This is a genomic window from Pseudobacillus sp. 179-B 2D1 NHS (assembly GCF_045370945.1).
GTDB lineage: Bacteria > Bacillota > Bacilli > Bacillales > Domibacillaceae > Pseudobacillus.
The window spans coordinates 107,948-129,353 of record NZ_JBIQDP010000015.1; the positions used below are offsets into that span (position 1 = coordinate 107,948).

Sequence of the window (21,406 nt, forward strand, 5' to 3'; positions counted from 1 at the left end):
AGCGTCAAACCCCTTTTTTAGTTATTTCGCAAAGTTACCATCTTGTTTAACCCTTTAGAAGCAGGAATAATATTGATCCACGTCTTTCCCTTCACAAATCCCATTGGAGCCCCATCTTTAAAAGGTAAAATCCGCCCGTCTACATTTGACCACTCTGCCGTATGAACCACTCCATTCTGAAGAAGGTAAGCATTTCCTCCCGAAGAAAGATTGATATCAAGACGGCCTTCCCCATCTGTCACTCGATGCTCCGCTTCGATAATCAGGATATTAGCTGCACTGACGGCTTTTTTCGTTTCCCGGTCCACCTGCTGTTCCTCTCCGACAAATCGTTCATATTCCTTTTTGTCAGCGTCATACTTGTACTCCACCTGAAAGGCCGGCTTGCTAGAATAATTAATCTGAACAGACGGTGCTCTCTGTTCAGCTCCTGCAATCGCATCCGATGACTTGAGAAAATTCAGCCGGTCTGGCATCCCTTTCATCTTATATCCGTTGATCTCCGCCTGTTCATACATCTTGTCAAACTGGATATAAGAATTATGCGGTGCTTTACGAGAAGCATCCCTCATAAAAATTGTGTTGTCGTGCTGGATGCCATTTATTTGATCGATCTCTCCACTAAACAGCCTCTCCTTTGCTTCAGGACTATATCCGTGAGCAATAAATAAACTGTCGTATCCTTTAGCTAAATCAATAAAGTAGTCTCGGGCACTGCGAACAGGCCCTACTTCTTTAGGTTGTTCACTTTGATAAATAGCAAGAAATCTTGTCATATCCCCTTCAACTAATACTTCATACACCACGTCTGCGGCAGCTAGGCCCGTTTGCGGCCGTGCCTGCGGGTGATTATTAATTACTACGGCGACTGCACGCTGTTCAGGCCGTTCTTCCACTCTTTTTCCAGTTAAAGGAAATTTATATGTCTGTCCCTTGGCTTCCTGCACGCTGTCTTTTTCTATCTTTGTCTCTTTCTCTCCCCAGCAGCCGCCCATAAGCAAAGTGCTCGTTAACAAGGCGAGCATGGTCAATTTTTTCATACACAAACTCCCATATATATTTCTCTATACTTTACTATTTTAACGCATTATCGTTGGAAAGAGTACCGTTTTCTTCATTACATCATACATTCCTTGCGGAGTAATACGAATATATGGCAAATGAGTAGATGATAAAAATAATAGAGTATACAGAGGATCATCATATAAATAACCTCTTTCCACTAGAAGCCCCTTTAATTTTTCTTCTTCATCCATAATGTCCTCAAATGGCTTAGTGGACATTAGTCCTGAAAGCTCTAACGGAATCTCATAAATTACTTTTTCACCTTCAGCGAGGACAATTCCGCCACCCATTTCTTTCATCCGATTAAATGCTCGCTCCATCTCACGTTTACACTTTCCGATCAAAAGAATATCTCCCGTATTGGAAAAAGAAGAAGCAAGCCCTTCTACCTTTGAAGTAAATCCTTTAAGAGTGGTATTCACTCGCCATTTTCCCTGGCGATCGAGCAATACTAAAAAGCTCTCATCATCCGTGGTAGAAATCTCTTCCGCTGACATATCTCTTTCAAGTGAGTACGGCTTTGTTATTACGTTGTTAATAAGCTGCACTCCAAAAGGCATAGAAAATTGCAAATCTTCTTCTTTCAAGCTATAATCCAAATCAAGCGGACCAAATCCAAACTCCTCCCATCTTATAGTTGGGAAAGGCATAATTTCCTCTTCTCTCTTCACCCATTGCCCTTTTGACAACACAGAAATAGGCGAAGGATGGAATTCGTCCCTTAACACGTTAATATTAGCAATACGTCCCGGCGCAATCATGCCGTGTAAATGATCTATACGGTAATACTTTGCCACATTGTAGCTAGCCATATGGTAGGCATCAATGACTGGAATATCATATTCAATTGCTCTAGCAATCATCCAATCTAAAATGCCCTCTTTATAAAAGGAAGGGCTTGCGCCATCTGTTGTAAACATCATCATATCATATTGTTTAAGGCCCATGTCTTTCATATCCTGAAGCAGCACTTCAAGATCCGGCCGGATGGATGAATGGCGCAAGGAAACCATATAGCCAGCCATAAGTCGCTTATAGATGTCCTTTCCGTTCATCGCCTCATGATCGCTATCTGCTCCAAGCAGGGCCATCTTCGTTAGTGTTTTCTCGGAGGCGCCCGGAAAATGACCTTCAATTCGTTTGCGAAGGCGCTTTGTTTCCTGTATCCAGTGCAGCATCATCTCATCGCCAGCCAGAAGCTTCGGCCAGCCAGTCAGTTCGCCTCCCTGTACAACGGCATCATGCTCCATCCAAGCTTTCACCGCTACGTTAGAGACAACCTCTTCTTCATTCGCCAATTCTGTTTGGCCGTCGTAGCGGCACCACCAGTACATGCTGACAGGAAGTGACCGAAATTCTTCTAACAAAGAAAACGCTTTCTTTTCTTCTAATGACAAAAACAACATTAAGTTATCGTTAATAGATGTAGTTGTGCCTGTTTTCGCTGCAAATTCTGCGAAGCTTTGCGGATTGTAAAGTAAAAACGGATGGACATGCGGTTCAATATAACCCGGAACGAGAGTTTTGCCACTGCAATCATACACTTCGCCTTGATCAGCCTCTGGCATTTCTTCTCCTACATAAACGATACGATCTTCATATATCCATATATTCGCAGTTATCCATTGCTTTAGCACCGAATGCAAAAAGCGGGCATTCTTCAGCACTAGCGTCGGAGAAAGTTCACCATTCACTACCGCTACATGTTCTCTTAATTGTTTGTTTTTCCACTGATGTCTTTGTTCTAACATTTATCTAAACACCCCTCCTGCAAGGAAGCTATTATCCCGTATTTTAGATTAGTGTTATCTTAACATATTTCATAGTTTAAAGCATTAAAGAAATTGATTTTTTTTGAACAATATGTGAAAAATTGCGCATACTATTTCATATGGTGTTTTTCCTTTATATATGAACGTTTTTCTCCCCCTTATTTTCTGAATTTCCTTTCACACATGAATTGATTTCTCGCTAAAAATAGTCCCAGGAATCTGTCTGGGACTATTTTTCATTTTGTATTCATAGAGTTATAAAATGCAGCCGAGAAGACAGCTCTTGATGCCCGATGGGTTCCATAAAACTTCACATCACTAAAAATACCTGTCTTATCGATATTCTTCATTATTAAAGAAGCCTGATAAGCCCAATGCTGATCATTCACATCTGAGTATGTATTCGTTGCCTTCGCTAAATCGGGATTTACTTTAAACGCCCGCTGCACAATGACAGCCATTTCATTGCGAGTTAAATATTCATCCGGCCGAAACGTTTTATCCTGAAACCCGCTAATAATGTTCGCTTCCCGGATGGCGGCAATATCAGCAGCAAAACGTTTTGTTTTGGGAACATCCTTAAACTGACTCATCACCTTAGGTTTAAGCTTTAATACCCTGTTTATAATAGCCGCAGCCTGCCCTCGTGTAACAGGCTCGTCCGGTCTAAATATATGATCATCAAACCCTTCAATCACCTTTTGTTTAGAAAGAACATCAATCGCCGCGTATGCTTTATCGGTCTCCAGCACATCTATGAAACTGTCACCAATGGGTAATTTTTTAATTACGCGCTTTGCTCCGGCATATTTCGGTCCCCAGTATGCATTATCTAACGATACAAGCGCCACGCCTTTACTCGTTGTTGCATTTAATACTTTGTTATAACCTGCATAGATAGCAACATATTAACATAAACACTAAGCTGAAGCCTGTCACGAAGGCAATCGAGCGCTGAATTAATAATGGTCTATCTACATATAATTTCTGATTTTGAATTGTTCCGCCTGTTAAGTGAGAGATATAAGCAGGAAGTATAGGAAAAATACATGGTGAAAAAAACGATAATAACCCTGCTCCCAACGCAACAATTAATGAGATTTGTTCCATCCTGACACCCTTTCATTGTGCTCTCTCTCATTTTGAGCGTTTTTTGTTAAGAATTTATGAAGATCATAAAAAAGACAGAAGGACACTTCCTTCTGCCTTAGTGAGCTATTTAAACTTTTATACCAATGATAGATAGGAGATGATCATATTTGATGAGCTTTTTATCACTTTGTTGAATAATGGTCAGTTTTTTTGCTCACTCCTTCATTGCTTTGTTAAACAGCGTCAATACAGTTAATCAATCTGCTTTCAATATCCCTTGCCACTTCTTTTAATTTGTCATTTTCAAGCATGGAGATTAAAATTGTCGGCTTTGGCATCCCAACTTTTGTCTGGCCGTTCTCTTCATAAGCAACAATTTTACACGGCAGAAAGTAGCCGGCAAGACTTTCTTCTTCTAGCACTTTTTTAGCTTCGTGCGGATTGCACACTTCCAGCACGATAAACTTCTTGTTAAAATCCACTCCCTTTTCTTGCAGTTTTTCCTGAATGTCAAATTGCCAAAGCACGCCAAACCTTTCGCTTTTCAAGGAGCTCTCCAGCCTAGAAATAGCTTCTTCTAAAGAAGCAGATACGACTTTTGTATAATGAAACATGCCTTTCCGCCTTTCTGTTTTGTAATCTTCCATAATTATTACTTTCCATAGGAAGCGGCTTACAAACATGATTACTTGACTGCCCTTTTGTGAAACACAAAAAAACAAGGCTCCTAAAAAGAGCCTTGTTCCGCTACATTATTTTATTGACTGGGCACTGGCAATGGCCCGGCTGCCAATATCTTTCCGGTAGAAAAAGTGATCTGTCTCAATCGCTGCTACTTTCTTATAGGCTTCTTGTCTGGCCTCCTGAATAGATGGAGCTATACCCGTCACAAGCAGTACCCGGCCTCCATTTGCACAGACCGTTCCTTCCTCGTCCTTAAATGTTCCTGCATGCAATACAGCAGAAGCTTCTATTCTCTCAATCCCTTTAATCGGGTGGCCTTTTTCATAGCTTCCAGGATAGCCCTCTGCTGCAAGCACAACACCGAGCACTGCCTCATCTTTCCATTTCAGCTCAGGATCTTTTCCTGACAGCACATCTAAGAAAACCTGGGCAAGATCTGATTCAAGCCGCGGCAACACCACCTGTGTTTCCGGGTCGCCAAAGCGGGCATTAAATTCGATTGTTTTTGGCCCCTCTTTTGTCAGCATTAATCCTGCGAAAATAATACCCGTGAACGGGCGTCCTTCCGCTGCCATCCCTTTGGCAATCGGGAGCAGAATTTCCTGAATGGACTGCTCAATCACATCAGCTGAAATATGAGGGATCGGAGAATAAGCCCCCATGCCGCCTGTATTCGGACCTTCATCGTTGTCAAACGCCCGCTTATGATCCTGAGCTGGTTCCATCGGATAGACATGCTCACCATTGACAAAGGCCATTAGAGAAAACTCTTCTCCTTCAAGGTACTCTTCAATGACTAGTCTCGAAGAAGCCTCGCCAAACTTTTTAGCTACCATCATCTCTTCAAGGGCAGCGAGCGCTTCCTCCAGCGTCATGGCGACCGTCACGCCTTTTCCAGCTGCAAGCCCGTCTGCTTTTAATACAATCGGTGCTCCCTGCTCTTCAATATATGCTTTTGCTTCCTTGTAATTATCGAAAGAAGCATAGTGGGCAGTAGGAATATTGTATTTTTCCATCATCATCTTAGCAAATGACTTGCTTCCTTCAAGCTCCGCTGCCGCTTTGTTCGGTCCGTATACTTTTAATCCATTTTCTTGAAAGTGATCGACAATCCCGGCGGAAAGCGGATTTTCAGGGCCAATGATAGTTAACCCGACGTTCTGGCTGATAGCGAACTCGCTTAACGCGATAAAGTCCATTTCATCAAGCTCTACGATTTCTGCATCCTGGGCAATACCAGCATTGCCCGGTGCACAAAAGACTGTCTGCACTTGCGGGCTTTCCGAAAGCTTCTTACAGATTGCATGTTCTCTGCCTCCGCGGCCAATAACAAGAACGTTCATATCTTTGTTCCTCCCCCGCTTGATTAATGTTTAAAATGTCTAATGCCGGTCATCACCATCGCAATGCCGTATTCGTCCGCTTTTTTAATAGAATCTTCATCTTTAATGGACCCGCCCGGCTGGATAATCGCTGTAATGCCTGCTTTAGCTGCTGCTTCTACCGTATCATTCATCGGGAAAAACGCATCAGAAGCAAGGGCTGCTCCATTTGCTTTTTCTCCAGCTTGTTCAAGGGCAATTTTCGCTGCGCCTACGCGGTTCATTTGTCCTGCCCCAACACCGAGTGTCATCCTATCATCTGTCACAACAATGGCATTGGACTTGACATGTTTTACAACTTTCCAGCCAAGCTTCATTGCCGCCCACTCTTCTTTTGTCGGCTCACGTTTGGTAACCACTCGGAGGTCCGCATCGTCAAGTGAATGGAGGTCTAGATCTTGAATAAGCAAGCCGCCCTCTACAGATGTTAATACCTTTTCACTGCTATTTCCTTTATCAAACGGCAACGTTAACAGGCGAATGTTCTTCTTTGCTGTTAATATAGCAAGCGCTTCTTCTGTAAATTCCGGGGCAATGATGATTTCCAAGAAGATTTCGTGCAGTTTTTCAGCAAGTGTTCCATCTACAGGACGGTTCAACGCCACAATTCCTCCGAAAATAGAAGTTGGGTCTGCTTCATAAGCTCGCTCATACGCTTCCTGGATCGTACTGCCTACGCCAACACCACATGGATTCATGTGTTTCACTGCTACCGCCGCTGGCTCGGCAAACTCCTTAACGATTTGCAAGGCAGCATCAGCATCACGAATGTTATTGTACGAAAGCTCTTTTCCATGCAGCTGTTTGGCACGCGCAATCGAAAAGGCAGAGCCAAGCGGCTGTTCATAAAAAGCAGCTTTCTGATGTGGGTTTTCTCCATAACGGAGCGGCTGCTTTAACTCATATGTAACTGTCATTTTTTCCGGTTGCTTTTCATCTGTTAGTTCTGTCATGTAGTTAGCAATCATCGCGTCATAAGCTGCCGTGTGACGGAACACTTTTGCCGCCAGCTTTCGTCTTGTTTCTTTTGTTGTGTCTCCAGATGACTTTAATTCTGCCAATACTGTTTCATAATCAGCTGAATCTACAATCACTGTTACGTATTCATGATTTTTAGCAGAGGCACGCAGCATAGCTGGTCCGCCGATATCAATGTTTTCAATGGCATCATCTACTGTTACATCGGGTTTGGCAATCGTTTGTTGGAACGGATACAGATTGACACAGACAAGATGGATAGGAGTAATCTTTTGTTCCTCCAGCTGTCTCGCATGATCAGCTTCTCCTCTTTTTGCAAGAAGGCCTCCATGGATAAATGGATTTAATGTTTTCACACGGCCTTCAAGAATCTCCGGAAACCCAGTCACATCACTGACACTCATGACCGGCAGTCCGGCTTCTTGAATCATTTTTTTCGTTCCGCCTGTTGAAACAATTTCAAAATCTAACGCTATTAATTCTTTGGCCAAATCTACGATGCCACTTTTATCTGATACACTGAGTAACGCACGTTTTTTCATTCTGTTATTCCCTCCATAACTGCTTCAGTTAAAAGTTTTTTGATTACCCGCGGATACAATTCATGTTCAACTGCTTGAATTTTTTTCTGTAATGATTCCCGTGTTTCATCTCCCGCCATCCGGACACTCTCCTGATCAATAATAGGCCCGGTGTCCATTCCTTCATCCACAAAGTGAACGGTCACTCCGGCAATCTTCACCCGAGCATTAAAAGCCTGGCCGATTGCATCTTTTCCTGGAAAAGCAGGAAGCAAAGAAGGATGGATATTTACTATTTTGCCACGATAAGCGTTTAAAAGAGTATCCCCAATTAAACGCATATATCCTGCCAGAAAAATAAAGTCAACTCCGGCTTCCCGGAGTCTCTCGACTATTTCTTGTTCGAATTCTGCCTTGGATGCGTAGTCTTTTGCCCGAAAAGAAAACACTGGAATATTAAATTGTTCTGCACGCTTGATCACATATGCATCCGGTTGGTCACAAACTAACAAAGCAATATGAGCCGGAATTTCCCCTTGTTGAACCGCTTCTGCGATCGCCTGAAAATTACTTCCGCTGCCGGATGCAAAGAGGGCGATACAGTTTTTTTTCTCTGTTTTCATCACTCGAATTGAACCCCTTCACCTGAGATAACCCGTCCGATTGTATAAGCTTTCTCCCCTGCTTGTTCAATCAGCTGTTTGGCCTGCTCTTCTTCTGTGGCAGATACGACCATGACTAATCCAATACCCATATTGAAAATGTTATACATTTCCTTCGGATCAAGCTCTCCGTATGCTTTCAATGCATGGAAAACCTCTGGAACGTCCCATGTGCCTTCTGTAATAACTGCACCTAATCCTTCCGGCAGTGTGCGTGGAATATTTTCGATAAAACCGCCGCCTGTTATATGGGCCATGCCCTTGACTTCCAAGTTTTTCAATACTTCAAGAACCGGCTTCACGTAAATCTTTGTCGGTGTAAGCAGTACCTCTCCGAGAGGAGCAGACAGCTCTTCCAGCTCCGCTTCTGGCGTAAGGCCATGTTGCTCAAAAAAGATTTTGCGTACGAGCGAGAACCCGTTGCTATGTACGCCGCTTGAAGGCAGTCCAATCAGGACATCTCCCTCCTGAATATTCTCACCAGTAATCAGCTTGCTTTTTTCCGCCACTCCTGTGGTAAAGCCGGCGATATCATATTCGCCGTCACTGTACATGCCGGGCATTTCTGCGGTTTCACCGCCGACTAATGCACATCCCGCCTGTTCACAGCCGTCGGCGACTCCCTTGACGATTTGCTCGATCTTTTCAGGCAAAGCCTGGCCGCAGGCAATATAATCAAGGAAGTAAAGCGGTTCTGCTCCCTGTACAATGACGTCATTCACGCACATCGCCACACAGTCAATACCAATCGTATCATGACGGTCCATCATAAAAGCGAGCTTTAATTTCGTGCCAACACCATCCGTGCCGGATACTAACACAGGTTCTTTTACATTTGTAGCAGATAAATCAAACATGCCGCCGAAACTGCCAAGCGTGCCCATCACGCCTGCACGGTTCGTCCGTTTTACATGTTTCTTCATCCGGTCCACCGCTTCATAGCCCGCTTCAATATTTACTCCTGCCGCTTCATACGACTTTGCCATTCGTAGATCCCCCTTATATACTCTTAGCTGCATGAACAGCTAGCTTTATTAACACATCAGTTCTTTATCATGCGGATGCATCGTGTCCGGCAAAATTTCTGTCGGATACTCCCCTGTAAAACAGGCGAGACACTGGCCGCAATGACCATTTTGTTTTTCATGACCGATTGCCTTAATCAATCCTTCCACACTCAAGAATGTTAAAGAGTCGGCGCCGATTGCCTCCCTTAATTCTTCTACGGAGTGAGTAGCGGAGATTAACTCTTCTCTTGTTGATGTATCAATGCCGTAATAGCAAGGATTTTTAATTGGCGGCGAAGTAATGCACACATGTACTTCCAACGCACCAGCATCCTTTAGCATTTTCACAATGCGTCTGCTCGTTGTACCGCGGACGATTGAATCATCTACCATGACAACCCGCTTGCCTTCAACAACGCCGCGAACCGGCGACAGCTTCATTTTTACCCCTTGTTCACGTAACGATTGAGAAGGCTGGATGAACGTCCGGCCGACATAGCGGTTTTTAATGAGTCCCATTTCATAAGGAATTCCTGTTGCTTCGGCAAAGCCGATAGCAGCCGAAATACTTGAATCTGGCACTCCAGTTACGACATCCGCTTCAATATTTACTTCTTTTGCTAGCTGAATGCCAGAACGCTTTCTCGCGCTGTGAACATTAATTCCGTGAATGTCACTATCCGGACGGGAGAAATAGACATATTCCATCGTGCAAATAGCCTGGTTGGTCGCCATTGAGAACCGCTCGGACCGTATGCCGTCCTTGTTAATAATTAATAATTCACCTGGTGCTACATCGCGAATAAATTTTGCACCGACAATATCAAAAGCACAAGTTTCGGAAGCGACACAAAATGCATCACCGAGCTGACCAATTGATAACGGGCGCAAACCATTCGGATCAAGCGCCACCAGCAATTCATTTTCTGTCATAACCAGAAAAGCATAAGCACCCTTTAGCATCGATAGCGCATGCTTCATCTGGTCTTTCATCGTTCCAAATCCGCCACGGCGGATTAAGTGAGCCAAAACTTCAGTATCTGAAGTTGTTTGGAAGATACTTCCTTGTCCTTCCAGCTGATGCTTTAAAGAAGTAGCATTCACTAAATTTCCATTATGAGCTAGTGCCAGACTGCCGGTTTGCGAATGAAACAGCAGCGGCTGAACATTTTCATATCCGCCGCCTCCTGCTGTTGTATATCTTACGTGGCCAATGGCACCAAAGCCCTTTAACTCTTGAACCTTTTCTTGGCTAAATACCTCTGTGACGAGTCCCTCACCTTTTACGCCACGAAGCTTTTCGCCGTCTGATACAACGATCCCAGCACCTTCTTGACCACGATGCTGTAGGCTGTGCAGACCATAATAAGTGATCTGTGCCGCATCCTCATGCCCCCATATGCCAAACACGCCGCACTCTTCATTTAAGCCTCTGACTTCAGCAAGCATGGGATCGCTCCTTTCCAAGCTCCTTCAAGTTCACGGACTTCTGCTTTGATAACTATATCCTCTTGCTGTTTGATCACTAAATTTTCTTCAGCTGTTACTTCTCCAACAAGCTTCGCTTCCGCTACGATGGATTCAAACGCCTCTTGGTTTTCTTTGCTGACTGTTACGATAAAACGGGACTGTGTTTCACTGAATAAAGCGGCTGTCCGCTCGATGTCATCATCCATTTCTATATTTGCTCCAAGACCTGTGCCGAAAGCTTTTTCCGCAAGGGCCACTGCAAATCCGCCCTCCGCTACATCATGTGCTGATTGTACAGCGCCTGCTTGGATGGCCCTTAATAAAGCCTCCTGTCTTGCTTCCTCTACTGTTAAATCAATCGCTGGTGCTTTTCCGAAGATTTCTCCATTATTATGCAGCTTCTGCAATTCACTTCCGCCAAACTCCGCTTTTGTTTCTCCGATGATATAGATAAGATCGCCTGCTTGTTTGAAGCTTTGCGTTGTAATATGAGAAAGATCTTTAATTAGACCGACCATGCCCACAACAGGTGTTGGGTAAACAGCTGTTCCGTTCGTTTCATTATATAAAGAAACATTTCCTCCGATTACCGGGGTACTCAACACTCGGCATGCCTCGCTCATTCCGTCTGTTGCTTTTTCAATCTGCCAGAAGATTTCCGGTTTTTCCGGATTTCCAAAGTTCAAACAGTCTGTAATGGCCAATGGTTCACCGCCTGAGCAAACGATATTACGCGCAGCTTCTGCTACCGCAATTTTTCCGCCTGTTTCCGGATCGAGATATAGATAACGAGAGTTACAGTCTGTTGTCATCGCTAGCGCTTTATTTGTACCGCGCACACGAATGACCGCTGCATCAGAGCCTGGAGCCACTACTGTATTTGTCCGTACTTGATAATCGTATTGCCCGTAAACCCATTCTTTGCTCGCAATGGTAGGCTGGGAAAGCAATTGAATCAGTGTTTCTTTAAAATCTGTGACTTGAGGCGTTTCCTGCTCCATTGCCTGATACTCGCGATAGTAAGCTGGCTCCGCTGACGGCTTATAGTAGACTGGTGCATCTTCCGCCAGTGCATCAGCAGGTACTTCCGCCACTATTTCCCCTCTATGAAGAAGGCGAAGCATACCGTCATCTGTTACACGGCCAACCTTAGCAGCCTCCAGTCCATATTTGGCAAAAAGCTCTTCGATTTCTTTTTCCCGTCCTTTTTTGATGACAATGAGCATCCGCTCTTGTGATTCTGAAAGCATCATTTCATATGGTGTCATGCCTGTTTCACGCTGAGGTACAAAATTAAGGTTCATTTCGATGCCTGAACCAGCCTTGCTCGCCATCTCAGCTGAAGAACTTGTCAATCCGGCTGCTCCCATATCTTGAATGCCGACAAGTGCATCACTTTTCACAAGTTCAAGACAAGCTTCCAGCAACAGTTTCTCCATAAACGGGTCACCTACTTGAACGGCCGGACGCTTTTCTTCAGATTGTTCACTCAATTCCTCAGAAGCAAAAGTCGCTCCGTGAATGCCATCGCGTCCTGTTTTTGCGCCTACGTACATAACCGTATTGCCAATGCCTTTTGCCTGGCCTTTTTGGATATCTTTGTGATCAATCAATCCGACACACATCGCATTAACGAGAGGGTTGCCTTCATACGTATGGTCAAACTGAATTTCCCCGCCGACCGTTGGAATACCAATACAGTTGCCATAGCCAGCAATGCCTGCTACTACTTCTTCAAATAAATACTTGACACGGCTTGACTCTAATTCACCAAACCGCAAGGAATTTAACATCGCTACCGGGCGGGCCCCCATTGAGAAAACATCGCGGATAATGCCGCCCACGCCTGTGGCTGCCCCTTGATACGGCTCAATCGCTGAAGGATGGTTGTGGCTTTCAATTTTAAACACAACGGCCTGCTCGTCGCCAATATCAACAATTCCAGCTCCTTCTCCCGGCCCTTGAAGAACACGTTCTCCTGTTACCGGAAATTTACGAAGTACTGGTTTGGAATTTTTATAGCTGCAGTGTTCAGACCACATAACAGAGAAAAGACCGGTTTCCGTATAGTTTGGCGTGCGTCCCAGAATCTGCTCAGCTTTTGCGAATTCCTCATCCGTCATGCCCATCTCGCGGTAAATTTTCTGTTCTTTAATTTGTGATGGACTTGGTTCAAGCATTAACGACATGAGATTCCCTCCATTGTTTTACGATTGATTGAAATAATTTTAATCCGTCTGCACTTCCAAGCAGCTCATCCACTGCTCGCTCAGGATGAGGCATCATTCCAAGAACATTTCCTTTTTCATTTACAATTCCAGCGATGTCCTGCAAACTACCATTGAAATTGTCTGCATACGTAAATACGATTTGCTGATTGTCTTGCAGTTGTTTTAACGTTGCTTCATCACAGTAGTAGTTTCCTTCTCCGTGAGCAACAGGAACAGTAATTTCTTCACCCTTGCTATATGCAGAAGAAAACATGGTTTCGTTGTTTTCTACTCGCAGTTGTGTCGGTCGGCAAACGAACTTTAAGTCTTTATTGCGCAGCATAGCTCCTGGCAGCAAACCTGACTCAAGTAGAATCTGGAAACCATTACATACACCGAGAACTGGCTTTCCTGCTTCAGCTGCTTTTTTTACTTCGTTCATCACCTTCGATAAATGGGCGATCGCTCCAGATCGAAGATAATCGCCGTAGGAGAAGCCGCCTGGTAGCAAAATGCCATCAAATTGGCTTAAATCATCAGCATCATGCCAAACATATTCTACTTCCTCGCCCAATTCGTCTTTCACTGCATGAAACATATCAACATCACAATTAGAGCCCGGGAACACGATCACTGCGAATTTCACTGCTGAACACTCTCCTCAATCTCGTATCTGTAATCTTCGATAACTGGATTAGACAACAGCTTCTCGCATACTTCGTTTACTGTCTTTTCTACTTCCTGACTGTTCCCATCGACCGTTAATTCCATATATTTTCCGATGCGTACGTCTTGAACGCCTTCATAACCAAGATTAGCTAATGACTGTTGAACCGCTTTTCCTTGTGGGTCTAATACACTTTCTCTTAATGTAACGAATACTTTTACTTTATACATGCTGATTTCCCCCTAATCTATTAAACACTTCTTCATATGCTTCTACTAAATTGCCTAAATCACGGCGGAACACATCTTTATCTAACTTGCGGTTTGTGTTCCGTTCCCATAGACGGCACGTATCCGGCGAGATTTCATCGGCCAGTAAAATGGATCCATTTTTGTCTTTGCCGAATTCGACTTTAAAGTCGATCAAATCGATTTCCATATCTGCAAATAATGAGAGGAGTGCTTCATTAATCGCCAGAGCTTGCTTCTTTATCTCAGCTACTTCCTCTTTAGAAGCAATTTTCAATAACTGAATGTGGTCTTCAGTAAGAAGAGGATCACCAAGTTGATCATCTTTAAAGTAGAATTCAACGATTGGCTGATCAAATACCTGTCCTTCTTCGAGTCCGAGACGCTTGGCTAGGCTGCCTGCCGCCACATTTCGCGTAACAACTTCGAGAGGAATAATACTTACATGCTTGACCAGCTGCTCATGTGTGGAGAGCTGTTCAATAAAGTGGGAGGGAATGTTAAGCTCCTTAAGCTTTAAAAAGAGGCGGCTGCTAATTTCATTATTCAATCTTCCCTTGCCCGCCAGCTCTGCCTTCTTCTCTCCGTTAAAAGCAGTGGCTGAATCTTTGTAGGCGATCAAGACAACATCCTCCTGATCAGTTGCATAAATCCGTTTCGCTTTTCCTTCATAAAGCAGTGAGCCTTTTTCCAATGTGACTTCCCCCTTGTAAAATAATTAAAAATCTTCAGTCACTATTTGTTAGAAGAGGTCCCGCCTGTACGGAACCTCTATGTTGTTATCAGTCTAATTCAAGACGGGTAAAGATTGTATCAACATGCTGTAAGTGATAGTTATAGTCAAAGCAATCAGCAATTTCTTCAGCCGTTAATTTTGAGGTGATCTTCTCATCCGCTTCAATCAATTCACGGAATGGGACTTGTCTCTCCCATGCTTCCATTGCCTTCGGCTGAACCGTATCATAGGCTGCTTCGCGTGCCATACCTTTATCGATCAAAGCGAGCAGGACACGTTGTGAATAAATCAAGCCTAAGGTCCGATCCATATTGCGCTTCATATTCTCAGGAAAGACCGTTAGATTTTTCACGATATTTCCGAAACGGTTCAACATATAATTCAAGGCAATGGTAGCATCCGGTAAAATAATCCGTTCAGCTGAAGAGTGAGAGATGTCACGCTCATGCCAAAGCGGCACATTTTCATAAGCTGTCAGCATATGGCCACGGATCACACGGGCAAGGCCTGTCATGTTTTCTGAACCAATTGGATTGCGCTTATGCGGCATAGCAGAAGAACCTTTTTGACCTTTCGCAAAGAATTCTTCCACTTCGCGTGTTTCGCTTTTTTGCAGCCCGCGAATTTCCACCGCGAATTTCTCGACAGATGTAGCAATTAAAGCTAGCGTAGCCATGTAATGAGCGTGTCGATCGCGCTGCAATGTTTGTGTAGAAATCGGCGCCGGTTTTGTCCCAAGGTGTTTGCAGACATACTCTTCAACAAATGGGTCGATATTCGCATACGTACCGACAGCTCCAGAGATTTTTCCATACTCGACTCCTTCAGCTGCCTGATTAAAGCGTTCAAGATTTCTTTTCATTTCTTCATGCCACAGAGCCAGCTTCAAGCCAAATGTAGTCGGCTCTGCATGAACACCGTGCGTGCGTCCCATCATCACGGTATATTTATGTTCTTTTGCTTTTTCTTTAAGAATGCTGACAAAATTCTCAAGATCTTTTCTTAAGATCGTATTCGCCTGCTTCAGTAAATAAGATAATGCTGTATCGACAACATCCGTAGAGGTTAAGCCGTAATGAACCCATTTCCGTTCCTCTCCAAGTGTTTCAGATACCGCACGTGTAAAAGCCACCACGTCATGGCGTGTTTCTTCTTCAATCTCTTTAATGCGATTTACATCAAATCCTGCATTTTCGCGAATTTTTTGCACATCTTCTTTCGGAATGTCACCAAGTTCTGCCCATGCTTCACAGGCAAGAATCTCCACTTCCAACCAAGCCTGATAGCGGTTTTCCTCCGTCCAAATGGCTCCCATCTCCGGGCGTGTATAACGTTCGATCATTTTTTTATCCTCCGATCAGCTTTCCATTATTGCTCCAGATCCCGCTTGCCTCTACTTCTTCAAGTACGGCTTCCATGTCACTTGTCAGAATTGTGATATGTCCCATTTTTCGTTTTACTTTTGCTTCTGCTTTTCCGTATAAGTGAACGGACCATTCCGGGTGTTTTGCTATTCCCTCCAAAACCTCTGGCATGTGTTCGCCAAGTATATTGACCATGAGAGCGGGCTTTAAGAGCTCTGGCGTTTTTAGTGGCCAATTACAAATCGCACGAATGTGCTGGCCAAACTGGGAGACATCACAAGCTTCAATTGTATAATGCCCTGAATTGTGAGGTCTTGGCGCTAGCTCATTAATGTAAATTTCTCCATCCTTGCTGACAAACATTTCTACAGCCAGCGTGCCGACGAGTGAGAGTGCTTCAGCAATCTTCTCAGCTGCTTTAACAGCTTCTTTTTTGACCCCTTCTGCTACTCTTGCCGGTACAATCGTTTCATGGAGAATATTTTCTTTATGTACATTTTCTCCAACCGGAAAATAAGTTGTTTCTCCTTGAAGGTTTCGTGTAACAATCACTGAAATTTCCCGTTCAAATGGAATCCACTTTTCCAATACACAAACTCCATGCTGTAAAAGCTGAGCAGCTTTCTCAACCTGAGATGGCTCCTTAATCACAAATTGTCCCTTGCCATCGTAGCCGCCACGTGCTGTTTTTAAGACAGACGGATATCCGAGCTTATCTATCGTATCATAAATTTCCGCTGTTTCCGTAATGACTTCATAAGGTGCTACGGGAACGCCCGCTTTGACAATTGTTTCTTTTTCAGCCACACGGTTTTGTGTGATTCTGATTAGTTCCGCTCCTTGCGGGACAAATGCTTTTTCCTGCAGTTTTTTTAAACCTTCATAATCTATATTTTCAAATTCGTACGTAATCACATCACTAACAGCAGCCAATTGATCTAAAGCTTCAGGATCATCATAAGCCGCATTAATTTCGATATCAGCCACTTGTCCACATGGAGAGTTTTCTCCCGGCTCAAGAACCGCAATCTTAAAACCTGCTTCTTTAGCAGCTAGGGCCATCATTCGGCCAAGCTGTCCGCCGCCGATAATTCCTATTGTTTGTCCAGGCACAATCATTCGTTTAGACAAGTTGATCACTACTTTCCAATACAGTTTCTTCTATATGTTTGCGGCGCTCTTTCAACCTTACAGCCAGACCATTATTAGTAACAGACAATATTTGTGCTGCCAGCAACCCAGCATTGATAGCCCCTGCTTTCCCAATGGCTACTGTTGCTACCGGCACACCCCCTGGCATTTGTACAATGGATAATAAAGAATCCATGCCATTTAGTGCTTTAGATTGGACAGGCACACCAATGACAGGCAAAGTCGTTTTAGCAGCAACCATTCCTGGAAGATGAGCGGCACCTCCCGCACCAGCGATAATTACCTTTATCCCTTTCTCTCTTGCGCTTTCAGCATACTGAAACATAAGATCAGGTGTGCGATGGGCTGAAACGACTTTTTTCTCAAATGGCACTTCAAGCTCTTCCAGAATATCGCAAGCATGCTTCATTGTTTCCCAATCAGAGGTACTTCCCATAATTACGCCCACTTCTACTGACATGATTGCCCTCCTAAATAGTTAATCGCATATAAAAAAACATATAAAAAACCGGATGGCTGTCCTTCTCACAAGAGAAAGCAGCTCATCCGGGCAAAAAAAGCTCGTTAAGACAGAATAAACCCCAGATAAAATGTGCTTTCCCCATAGTCCGATCATTTACGGTAATCGGGTAGAAACTTGCAGGCCATATCCCCGCTATTATATGAGGCAACGTATTTGTCATCTACATCTTAACAAGCTTAAAACTGTATTGTCAATAAAAAAATCGAACGATTTTATTTTTTATTTTTTTAATGTTCGTGTTTAAGGGGTTAATTTCCCTTCAAAAATGATTTCTCTGCCGATCGGCGTATATTTTTTCTCCCCATCAACAGTTTCCTCTTTAAAAACAGGGCGTTCCATTCTTCGGACAGGTGTGTAACCTTCTGCCGACATACGCTTTAGACACTGGTCAATTGTTTCATTCTCCTGCAAATAAAATTTTTTCTTTTTGCTCATTCTGCCAGCTTCCCTCTTTTAACAGTTTTCACCCAGAACCCGCCGTGAATTGTTTTCGGTTCATAAGCGATAATAAACGCCTTAGGATCCAATTCTTTAATTTGGCTATATAGTTTCAACTCATATTTTCTTGGCGTTAAAATTTGCAGCGCCATACGATCTCCTTCAAGCCCATTGGCTGCCCAGCTCGTCACTCCATAACCTTGATCTCGAAGCTGCTTTGGCAAATCCTTATCATATTCTTTAGTAATCACATTGACAGTAATGTAGCCAAGCGCTAGCTTTTCTTCCAGTTTCATTCCGGCGATTACCCCTAAACCATAACCAACAGCATAAGCAATAACATTTTGAATTTCATTTAAGTTATCCAGCACCATGCCTAAACCAATAATATAAATAATAATTTCAACCATACTAACAAATGCAGCAAAATAACGATATCCCTTTAATGTTAGAATCATCCGAATCGTAAAGAATGATACATAACAAACATTAATAATTAAAATAATCAATGCCATAACTAATCCATTTTCCAGCATGGGACACCCTCCTTCAATTTAACAATCTTCCAAACAATGACGTAAGTTTATCACAAATTAAATAGAGAAAGAAGAAGGAAAAAAAGAAAGGGTCGTTTAGCATAATAAAAAAAAGAACAGCGTCTGCTGTTCTTTTGGATTGCCTGGCAGCGTCCTACTCTCACAGGGGGAATCCCCCAACTACCATCGGCGCTGAAGAGCTTAACTTCCGTGTTCGGGATGGGAACGGGTGTGACCTCTTCGCTATCGCCACCAGACTGTATAAAGTTGAAAGAGTTTGTTCTTTCAAAACTGGATAATATGTGTCAGTAACCGGCAACTCCGTGCCATTTCATGTGTGACGCCGTTAGGCGTATCATTTAGGATAAGTCCTCGATCGATTAGTATTCGTCAGCTCCACGTGTCGCCACGCTTCCACCTCGAACCTATCTACCTGATCATCTTTCAGGGATCTTACTAGCTTGCGCTATGGGAAATCTCATCTTGAGGGGGGCTTCATGCTTAGATGCTTTCAGCACTTATCCCGTCCGCACATAGCTACCCAGCGATGCCTTTGGCAAGACAACTGGTACACCAGCGGTGCGTCCATCCCGGTCCTCTCGTACTAAGGACAGCTCCTCTCAAATTTCCTGCGCCCGCGACGGATAGGGACCGAACTGTCTCACGACGTTCTGAACCCAGCTCGCGTACCGCTTTAATGGGCGAACAGCCCAACCCTTGGGACCGACTACAGCCCCAGGATGCGATGAGCCGACATCGAGGTGCCAAACCTCCCCGTCGATGTGGACTCTTGGGGGAGATAAGCCTGTTATCCCCGGGGTAGCTTTTATCCGTTGAGCGATGGCCCTTCCATGCGGAACCACCGGATCACTAAGCCCGACTTTCGTCCCTGCTCGACTTGTAGGTCTCGCAGTCAAGCTCCCTTGTGCCTTTACACTCTGCGAATGATTTCCAACCATTCTGAGGGAACCTTTGGGCGCCTCCGTTACTCTTTAGGAGGCGACCGCCCCAGTCAAACTGCCCGCCTGACACTGTCTCCCACCCGGATCACGGGTGCGGGTTAGAAGTTCAACACAGCCAGGGTAGTATCCCACCGACGCCTCCACCGAAGCTGGCGCTCCGGTTTCAAAGGCTCCTACCTATCCTGTACAAGCTGTGCCGAAATTCAATATCAGGCTGCAGTAAAGCTCCACGGGGTCTTTCCGTCCTGTCGCGGGTAACCTGCATCTTCACAGGTACTATAATTTCACCGAGTCTCTCGTTGAGACAGTGCCCAGATCGTTACGCCTTTCGTGCGGGTCGGAACTTACCCGACAAGGAATTTCGCTACCTTAGGACCGTTATAGTTACGGCCGCCGTTTACTGGGGCTTCAATTCAGAGCTTCGCGTGAGCTAACCCCTCCTCTTAACCTTCCAGCACCGGGCAGGCGTCAGCCCCTATACTTCGCCTTACGGCTTCGCAGAGACCTGTGTTTTTGCTAAACAGTCGCCTGGGCCTATTCACTGCGGCTCCTCAGGGCTATGCACCCCAAAGAGCACCCCTTCTCCCGAAGTTACGGGGTCATTTTGCCGAGTTCCTTAACGAGAGTTCACTCGCTCACCTTAGGATTCTCTCCTCGCCTACCTGTGTCGGTTTGCGGTACGGGCACCTTTCACCTCGCTAGAGGCTTTTCTTGGCAGTGTGGAATCAGGAACTTCGGTACTAAACTTCCCTCGCCGTCACAGCTCCGCCTTGATGGTGATGGGATTTGCCTCATCACCGGCCTAACTGCTTGGACGCACAACCAACTGTGCGCTTGCCCTATCCTCCTGCGTCCCCCCATTGCTCAAATGGTGAAGAGGTGGTACAGGAATATCAACCTGTTGTCCATCGCCTACGCCTATCGGCCTCGGCTTAGGTCCCGACTAACCCTGAGAGGACGAGCCTTCCTCAGGAAACCTTAGGCATTCGGTGGAAGGGATTCTCACCCTTCTTTCGCTACTCATACCGGCATTCTCACTTCTAAGCGCTCCACAAGTCCTTCCGGTCTTGCTTCACCGCCCTTAGAACGCTCTCCTACCACGGACACCACAAGGTGTCCATCCACAGCTTCGGTGATACGTTTAGCCCCGGTACATTTTCGGCGCAGAGTCACTCGACCAGTGAGCTATTACGCACTCTTTAAATGGTGGCTGCTTCTAAGCCAACATCCTGGTTGTCTAAGCAACTCCACATCCTTTTCCACTTAACGTATACTTGGGGACCTTAGCTGGTGGTCTGGGCTGTTTCCCTCTTGACTACGGATCTTATCACTCGCAGTCTGACTCCCAAGGATAAGTCTTTGGCATTCGGAGTTTGTCTGAATTCGGTAACCCGAGGGGGGCCCCTAGTCCAAACAGTGCTCTACCTCCAAGACTCTTCCCTTGAGGCTAGCCCTAAAGCTATTTCGGAGAGAACCAGCTATCTCCAGGTTCGATTGGAATTTCACCGCTACCCACACCTCATCCCCGCACTTTTCAACGTGCGTGGGTTCGGGCCTCCAGTAAGTGTTACCTTACCTTCACCCTGGACATGGGTAGATCACCTGGTTTCGGGTCTGCGACCTCATACTCATGCGCCCTATTCAGACTCGCTTTCGCTGCGGCTCCGCCTTTACGGCTTAACCTCGCATGAAATCGCAACTCGCCGGTTCATTCTACAAAAGGCACGCCATCACCCATTAACGGGCTCTGACTACTTGTAGGCACACGGTTTCAGGTTCTCTTTCACTCCCCTTCCGGGGTGCTTTTCACCTTTCCCTCACGGTACTGGTTCACTATCGGTCACTAGGGAGTATTTAGCCTTGGGAGATGGTCCTCCCGGATTCCGACGGAATTTCACGTGTTCCGCCGTACTCAGGATCCACTCTGGAGAGAACGA

The 21,406-nt window shown here is 44.9% G+C and carries 18 protein-coding genes, 2 rRNA genes and 1 riboswitch; all 20 genes read right to left on the bottom strand.

Annotated features, from left to right (window positions below; all coding sequences use genetic code 11):
• Nucleotides 1-17 precede the first annotated feature (17 nt).
• Entirely contained in the window at nt 18-1,040 is a 1,023-nt protein-coding gene (locus ACH0BF_RS15540; protein WP_406909650.1) for a DUF3048 domain-containing protein, read from the bottom strand.
• 39 nt (nt 1,041-1,079) lie between these two features.
• A complete protein-coding gene (locus ACH0BF_RS15545; protein ID WP_120036184.1) occupies nt 1,080-2,816 on the bottom strand; it encodes an adenine deaminase C-terminal domain-containing protein in 1,737 nt (578 codons plus the stop codon).
• A 257-nt stretch (nt 2,817-3,073) separates the two neighbouring features.
• Nucleotides 3,074-3,688, bottom strand: coding sequence for an S-layer homology domain-containing protein (locus ACH0BF_RS15550; RefSeq protein ID WP_406909651.1), 615 nt, complete (start codon nt 3,686-3,688; stop codon nt 3,074-3,076).
• A gap of 474 nt (nt 3,689-4,162) precedes the next feature.
• Complete coding sequence (locus tag ACH0BF_RS15560) at nt 4,163-4,543, bottom strand: DUF302 domain-containing protein (RefSeq protein ID WP_406909652.1); 381 nt, start codon at nt 4,541-4,543, stop codon at nt 4,163-4,165.
• Between the two features lie 138 nt (nt 4,544-4,681).
• Nucleotides 4,682-5,956: a phosphoribosylamine--glycine ligase gene (gene purD / locus ACH0BF_RS15565; protein ID WP_406909653.1), complete on the bottom strand. Its 1,275-nt coding sequence runs from the start codon at nt 5,954-5,956 to the stop codon at nt 4,682-4,684.
• Between the two features lie 23 nt (nt 5,957-5,979).
• Nucleotides 5,980-7,515: a bifunctional phosphoribosylaminoimidazolecarboxamide formyltransferase/IMP cyclohydrolase gene (gene purH, locus ACH0BF_RS15570; RefSeq protein ID WP_120036180.1), complete on the bottom strand. Its 1,536-nt coding sequence runs from the start codon at nt 7,513-7,515 to the stop codon at nt 5,980-5,982.
• The gene (purN, locus tag ACH0BF_RS15575) at nt 7,512-8,117 is read right to left on the bottom strand and encodes a phosphoribosylglycinamide formyltransferase (RefSeq protein ID WP_120038093.1); all 606 of its coding nucleotides are present in this window, start codon (nt 8,115-8,117) and stop codon (nt 7,512-7,514) included. Before purN ends, purH begins: the two co-directional genes overlap by 4 nt.
• Nucleotides 8,117-9,142: a phosphoribosylformylglycinamidine cyclo-ligase gene (gene purM / locus ACH0BF_RS15580; protein WP_406909654.1), complete on the bottom strand. Its 1,026-nt coding sequence runs from the start codon at nt 9,140-9,142 to the stop codon at nt 8,117-8,119. The genes purN and purM overlap by 1 nt, the downstream gene beginning before the upstream one ends.
• A 48-nt stretch (nt 9,143-9,190) precedes the next feature.
• On the bottom strand, nt 9,191-10,612 hold the full coding sequence (gene purF / locus ACH0BF_RS15585) for an amidophosphoribosyltransferase (RefSeq protein WP_120036178.1): 1,422 nt from the start codon (nt 10,610-10,612) through the stop codon (nt 9,191-9,193).
• Complete coding sequence (gene purL, locus ACH0BF_RS15590; RefSeq protein WP_120036177.1) at nt 10,588-12,822, bottom strand: phosphoribosylformylglycinamidine synthase subunit PurL; 2,235 nt, start codon at nt 12,820-12,822, stop codon at nt 10,588-10,590. The genes purF and purL overlap by 25 nt, the downstream gene beginning before the upstream one ends.
• Nucleotides 12,806-13,489 carry a phosphoribosylformylglycinamidine synthase subunit PurQ gene (gene purQ / locus ACH0BF_RS15595; protein ID WP_120036176.1) on the bottom strand — a complete coding sequence of 228 codons (684 nt, stop codon included), beginning with the start codon at nt 13,487-13,489 and terminating at the stop codon, nt 12,806-12,808. Before purQ ends, purL begins: the two co-directional genes overlap by 17 nt.
• Entirely contained in the window at nt 13,486-13,740 is a 255-nt protein-coding gene (purS, locus tag ACH0BF_RS15600) for a phosphoribosylformylglycinamidine synthase subunit PurS (RefSeq protein ID WP_120036175.1), read from the bottom strand. The genes purQ and purS overlap by 4 nt, the downstream gene beginning before the upstream one ends.
• Nucleotides 13,733-14,452 carry a phosphoribosylaminoimidazolesuccinocarboxamide synthase gene (purC, locus tag ACH0BF_RS15605; RefSeq protein ID WP_120036174.1) on the bottom strand — a complete coding sequence of 240 codons (720 nt, stop codon included), beginning with the start codon at nt 14,450-14,452 and terminating at the stop codon, nt 13,733-13,735. Before purC ends, purS begins: the two co-directional genes overlap by 8 nt.
• Before the next feature lie 88 nt (nt 14,453-14,540).
• Complete coding sequence (gene purB, locus ACH0BF_RS15610) at nt 14,541-15,836, bottom strand: adenylosuccinate lyase (protein ID WP_120036173.1); 1,296 nt, start codon at nt 15,834-15,836, stop codon at nt 14,541-14,543.
• Between the two features lie 4 nt (nt 15,837-15,840).
• Entirely contained in the window at nt 15,841-16,977 is a 1,137-nt protein-coding gene (gene purK / locus ACH0BF_RS15615) for a 5-(carboxyamino)imidazole ribonucleotide synthase (RefSeq protein WP_406909659.1), read from the bottom strand.
• Between the two features lie 4 nt (nt 16,978-16,981).
• The gene (gene purE, locus ACH0BF_RS15620) at nt 16,982-17,470 is read right to left on the bottom strand and encodes a 5-(carboxyamino)imidazole ribonucleotide mutase (protein WP_120036171.1); all 489 of its coding nucleotides are present in this window, start codon (nt 17,468-17,470) and stop codon (nt 16,982-16,984) included.
• Nucleotides 17,471-17,594: 124 nt separating this feature from the next.
• Nucleotides 17,595-17,696, bottom strand: a riboswitch (purine riboswitch).
• Between the two features lie 77 nt (nt 17,697-17,773).
• Nucleotides 17,774-17,968: an NETI motif-containing protein gene (locus tag ACH0BF_RS15625; protein WP_120036170.1), complete on the bottom strand. Its 195-nt coding sequence runs from the start codon at nt 17,966-17,968 to the stop codon at nt 17,774-17,776.
• Complete coding sequence (locus ACH0BF_RS15630) at nt 17,965-18,507, bottom strand: DUF2179 domain-containing protein (protein ID WP_120036169.1); 543 nt, start codon at nt 18,505-18,507, stop codon at nt 17,965-17,967. The genes ACH0BF_RS15625 and ACH0BF_RS15630 overlap by 4 nt, the downstream gene beginning before the upstream one ends.
• Nucleotides 18,508-18,648: 141 nt before the next feature.
• Nucleotides 18,649-18,764: ribosomal RNA gene (gene rrf, locus ACH0BF_RS15635) — 5S ribosomal RNA — on the bottom strand.
• A gap of 103 nt (nt 18,765-18,867) precedes the next feature.
• Nucleotides 18,868-21,406 (bottom strand): 23S ribosomal RNA (locus tag ACH0BF_RS15640); the annotation flags it as partial.